Source organism: Streptomyces sp. SID4985 (genome assembly GCF_009863025.1).
GTDB lineage: Bacteria > Actinomycetota > Actinomycetes > Streptomycetales > Streptomycetaceae > Streptomyces.
On sequence record NZ_WWIR01000136.1, the window covers coordinates 1 to 3,940 of the forward strand.

At 70.8% G+C, this 3,940-nt stretch carries 3 protein-coding genes; 2 read left to right on the plus strand and 1 reads right to left on the minus strand.

Annotated features, from left to right (window positions below):
• Positions 1–180: 180 nt before the first annotated feature.
• Positions 181–2,013, minus strand: coding sequence for a phosphoenolpyruvate carboxykinase (GTP) (locus tag GTW40_RS05350; RefSeq protein ID WP_161178990.1), 1,833 nt, complete (start codon positions 2,011–2,013; stop codon positions 181–183).
• A gap of 380 nt (positions 2,014–2,393) precedes the next feature.
• Between GTW40_RS05350 and GTW40_RS05355 the strand changes: the two genes are divergently transcribed.
• Together GTW40_RS05355 and GTW40_RS05360 are read left to right on the plus strand one after the other, a co-directional pair.
• Positions 2,394–3,077, plus strand: coding sequence for a hemolysin III family protein (locus GTW40_RS05355; RefSeq protein ID WP_202485423.1), 684 nt, complete (start codon positions 2,394–2,396; stop codon positions 3,075–3,077).
• Positions 3,078–3,129: 52 nt separating this feature from the next.
• Complete coding sequence (locus GTW40_RS05360; RefSeq protein WP_161178992.1) at positions 3,130–3,858, plus strand: Mut7-C RNAse domain-containing protein; 729 nt, start codon at positions 3,130–3,132, stop codon at positions 3,856–3,858.
• The last annotated feature ends 82 nt before the right edge of the window (positions 3,859–3,940 follow it).

Genomic DNA, 3,940 nt, shown 5'->3' on the forward strand with positions numbered 1-3,940 from the left:
CTCGTGCGGCTGCACCGCCGGGCGCACACGCTCGCCGGGCGCGCCCTGGTCGTCGCCGCCTCGCGTGCGGACACGGGCGCCGCGATCCTCGCCGCCGAGCGGATGGACGCGCACGCCCCCGAGCCCTCCGAGCAGGGGCCGGCCGCGCCGAGGCAGCTCAGCGCGGCCCGCTGACCCCGCTCAGCCCAGGCGTCGTACCAGCGCGCGGTACTGGTCCCACAGCTCCCTCGGGGTGTGGTCCCCGAAGGTGTTCAGATGGTCGGGGACCAGCGCGGCCTCCTCGCGCCAGATGTCCCGGTCCACCGTGAGCAGCAGATCGAGTTCTGCGTCGGACAGGGCGAGCCCCCGGGTGTCCAGGGAGTCCCGGGTCGGCAGCACGCCGATCGGGGTCTCGACGCCCTCGGCGCGGCCGTCGAGCCGGTCCACGATCCACTTCAGGACGCGGCTGTTCTCGCCGAAGCCGGGCCACACGAACCGGCCCTCGCCGTCCTTGCGGAACCAGTTGACGTAGTAGATCCGCGGCAGCTTCTCCGGGTCCTTGTCCTTGGCCACGTCGATCCAGTGGGCCATGTAGTCGCCCATGTTGTAGCCGCAGAACGGCAGCATCGCGAAGGGGTCGCGGCGCAGCTCGCCCACCTTGCCCTCGGCGGCGGCGGTCTTCTCGCTGGCCACGTTGGCGCCGAGGAAGACGCCGTGGTCCCAGTCGAAGGACTCGGTCACCAGCGGTACGGCGGTGGCGCGGCGCCCGCCGAAGAGGATCGCGGAGATCGGCACCCCGCGCGGGTCCTCCCACTCGGGCGCGATGATCGGGCACTGGTCGGCGGGCACGGTGAAGCGGGCGTTGGGGTGGGCGGCCGGGGTCTCGGACCCGGGCGTCCACGCGTTGCCCTTCCAGTCGGTGAGATGCGCGGGCGGCTCCTCGGTCATGCCCTCCCACCACACGTCGCCGTCGCCGGTGAGCGCGACGTTGGTGAAGACCGCGTTGCCCCACAGGGTCTTCATGGCGTTGGCGTTGGTGTGCTCGCCGGTGCCGGGCGCGACGCCGAAGAAACCGGCCTCGGGGTTGATCGCGTAGAGCCGGCCGTCCTCGCCGAAGCGCATCCACGCGATGTCGTCGCCGATGGTCTCCACGCTCCAGCCGGAGACGGTGGGCTCCAGCATGGCGAGGTTGGTCTTGCCGCAGGCGCTCGGGAAGGCGGCGGCGACGTACTTGGACTCCCCGTGCGGGGGCGTGAGCTTGAGGATCAGCATGTGCTCGGCCAGCCAGCCCTCGTCGCGGGCCATGACGGAGGCGATGCGCAGGGCGTAGCACTTCTTGCCGAGCAGGGCGTTGCCGCCGTAGCCGGAGCCGTAGGACCAGATCTCGCGGGTCTCGGGGAAGTGCGAGATGTACTTGGTCTGGTTGCAGGGCCAGGGAACGTCCTCCTGACCCTCCTCCAGCGGGGCACCGAGCGAGTGGACGGCCTTCACGAAGTCGCGGTCCTCGCCCAGCTCGTCGAGCACGGCGCTGCCCATGCGGGTCATCGTGCGCATCGAGACGACGACGTACGGCGAGTCCGTGATCTCCACGCCGAGCGCGGAGAGCGGGGAGCCGAGCGGTCCCATGCAGAAGGGGACGACGTACATCGTGCGGCCGCGCATCGAGCCGCGGAACAGGCCGCCCTCTCCCCCGGCGCCCTGGAAGATCTCCCGCATGTCGCCGGGGGACTTCCAGTGGTTGGTGGGACCGGCGTCCTCCTCCTTCTCGGAGCAGATGAAGGTGCGGTCCTCGACCCGGGCGACGTCGGTCGGGTCGGAGGCGGCGTGGTACGAGTGCGGGCGCTTGACCGGGTCCAGCTCGGTGAAGGTGCCCCGGTCGACCAGCTCCCGGCACAGGCGCTCGTACTCGGCCTCGGAGCCGTCACACCAGACCACGTTGTCCGGCTGCGTCAGTTCGGCGATCTCGTTGACCCACGAGATCAGTTCCTGATGGGTGGTGGGGATGACGGTGGGAGCCGCGTTGTCGCGCGCCACGATCGCTCCTAGGTGAGGGTTTCCGTGACCCCGGTGGGGGTCTTCTTCCGTCGGCCCCGCAAGGGTTGCGTCGCACGCCCCCGGGGGCTGCGGCCCGGATGCCGTACGGCATCCCGGTCGGGTGGCCGCTCATCCGGTGCCGATCGCACTCATTTGATCATCCGATGCGAGCGCCCATCTGTCCATAGCGCGTCACAGGTGAGCGGAGTGAGCACGGCCACGCCGTCCGTGTTCCCGCTGGACAACCCGGACACGCTTTGCTTTCGCATGATGATTTGCTGGCGCATTCTTTACGCGTGAGAGCCCGGCCGCGCGTGAGACGATGACCTTGGACGCATACGGCGGGGGTCTGATCCGTAACTTACGGTGCCGTAGGTACGATGCGGTTCATGACTGCGTCCGCTCCCGCCGCACTCTCCTTGCCAGAGTCCGTCAAGCCCCGGCTCCGCGGCTGGCTGCACCTCGGGATGTTCCCGGCCGCGCTCATCGCGGGCCTGGTGCTCACCGCCCTCGCCGACTCCACCCGGGGCAGAATCGCCTGCGGAATCTACGCCCTGACGGCATGCCTGCTCTTCGGAGTGAGCGCGCTGTACCACCGGGGCGACTGGAGCCCCCGGATGGACGGCGTCCTGCGCCGCCTCGACCACGCCAACATCTTCCTGATCATCGCGGGCACCTACACCCCGCTCACCCTGCTGCTCCTGCCCGGCGCCAAGGGACAGTGGCTGCTGTGGGGGATCTGGGGGGCCGCCGCCGCCGGGATAATCTTCCGCGTCTTCTGGGTCGGCGCCCCGCGCTGGCTCTACACTCCGTGCTACATCGCCATGGGCTGGGCCGCCGTCTTCTTCCTGCCCGACTTCCTGCGCACCGGCGGCATCGCCGTCCTGGTCCTGGTGATCGTCGGCGGCCTGCTCTACAGCGCCGGGGGCGTGATCTACGGCATCAAGCGGCCGAACCCCTCACCGCGCTGGTTCGGCTTCCACGAGGTCTTCCACTCCTTCACCCTGGCCGCGTTCATCGTCCACTACGTCTGCATCTCGCTGGTGGCCTACCAGCACGCCTGAGCCCTCCGAAATCCGCTGCGTACGGCGCCGGACGCCGTGCCATGCTGGCGGAGTGAGCACACCCGGTATCCACGTCGAAGTCGCCCCCGACCTGCGCCTGTTCCTCCCTCAGGCACGGCGCGGCACGGGGGCGTGCGCGGTCGCGATCGACGGCGTCTCGACCCTCGGCCACCTCGTCGAGTCCCTCGGCATCCCCCTGACCGAGGTCGGCACCCTGCTCGCCGACGGCCACGAGGTACCGCCCTCCCACCTCCCGGCACCGGGCGAGTCGGTCACCGTCCGCCCGGTCCCCCACCCCCAGCGGGTACCCGGCGCCCCGCTCCGCTTCCTCCTCGACGTCCACCTCGGCACCCTCGCCCGCCGCCTCCGCCTCCTCGGCGTGGACACGGCGTACGAGTCCCTCGACATCGGCGACCCTGCGCTGGCCGCGCGCTCCGCCGCCGAGCAGCGGGTCATGCTCAGCCGCGACCGGGGGCTGCTGCGGCGCCGCGAGCTGTGGGCGGGCGCGTACGTCTACAGCACCCGCCCCGAGGAGCAGCTCCGCGAGATCCTGGACCGCTTCGAGCCCGAGCTGCGGCCGTGGACGCGGTGCACCGCCTGCAACGGCCCGCTGCGCTCGGCTTCGGCGGAGGAGGTGGCGGACCGGCTGGAGGACGGTACGCGGAGGTCGTACGACGTTTTCGCGGTGTGTGGGGAGTGTGGGCGGGCGTATTGGAAGGGGGCGCATCATTCGCAGTTGGAGGCGATCGTCGCCGAAGCGATGAGTCTTCGGCGGTCTTGAGGGCGCCTACCGAGGAGGGGGCGGGGTGGTCTGGCGGGTGCCGGTCCATCGTGGCTGATCGCGCCCACGCGGCGGAGCCGCA

What these genes read in the sequence shown, in the direction of transcription:
- GTW40_RS05355 (WP_202485423.1), top strand. Translation starts at nt 2,394, where the DNA reads ATGCGGTTCATGACTGCGTCCGCTCCCGCCGCACTCTCCTTGCCAGAG.